This is a genomic window from Campylobacter sp. BCW_6873 (assembly GCF_001762365.1).
Classification (GTDB): domain Bacteria; phylum Campylobacterota; class Campylobacteria; order Campylobacterales; family Campylobacteraceae; genus Campylobacter_D; species Campylobacter_D jejuni.
This window is the reverse complement of record NZ_MJWS01000010.1, coordinates 1-943: the sequence shown is the minus strand read 5'-3', so window position 1 is coordinate 943 and position 943 is coordinate 1. Positions and strand designations below refer to the sequence as shown.

Here is a 943-nt window from a genome sequence, read left to right as displayed (position 1 = left end):
TATAAAAGTTAGGATCTAGGTATTGGGGTTTATAGTCTTTGTAGGGGGAGTTTCGTTTAATGTCGTGTGCTTCAAACAAAGCTTTGGAATATTCTTCGGTATAGTTGCCCTTTGCTGGTGGATGTGAATCTAAACTTTCTACAAAATATATTTTGTTTGTTTCTTTATCTACTTTTACAGCTATTCCATTAGGTGTATAAATTTTATAAGTCTCACTCATTATTTATCCTTTCTTAATTTATCCCATATATAAACCATCTTCTATGATTATAGTAGTAGCTAATCTGCCTATGAAGTTAGGCGGTAATTTTTGGGATTGTTTGTTTTCAGTTACACTTTCTATATATTCCTCGTTTTTTTCTTCTTCATCACCTTCTTTTTCTTGTAAATTGTCTTGTTTCTTATTTATCCCCATATACATAGCCTTAAGATTGTTTTGTCCTATGATATTGAGTTTTTCTAGTAATCTTCTGGTTTTATTTTTATCTTCTATATATCTTCCTGTTTTATCTTTACTTGTATTGTAAATTCCATTAGCAAAATCTTGTAAAATTTGTAAAGCTTCATTGTAAGCATGAATAGGACTATCTTCATCCTTTTTAAAAGCACTAATTTGCTTTTCTTTATTTCTAAACTCTTTAAACAAAGGATGATTACAAGGAAGTTGATATATAGTGCATTTTTTAAGTTCTAAAGATTTTAACTCTTTAAAATAAAAAGTATAATCATCTATAATATATTTTTGTTCTTTTATATCCTCTAAAGCAGTTGCATTTCTTTTCTCATCAATAATCAAATAAGATAAAAGTCTTTTTAAAAGAAATTCTTTATTTTCTTCAAGCTTTTGATCTATTTCATAATGAAAGGAAAAATGAGTGTCAAAAACTCCTGTGCAAAGATCTATGCCATAAAAAATTTTCTTTAAATCAAAGCTAATGAATTT

Annotated in this window: 2 pseudogenes; both read right to left on the bottom strand. The window is 27.3% G+C overall.

From position 1 onward, the window contains the following. Positions 1–220, bottom strand: a pseudogene (locus AJ932_RS00100) (hypothetical protein); the annotation flags it as partial. Positions 221–238: 18 nt separating this feature from the next. Next, positions 239–943 (bottom strand): annotated as a pseudogene (locus tag AJ932_RS00095) (hypothetical protein); the annotation flags it as partial.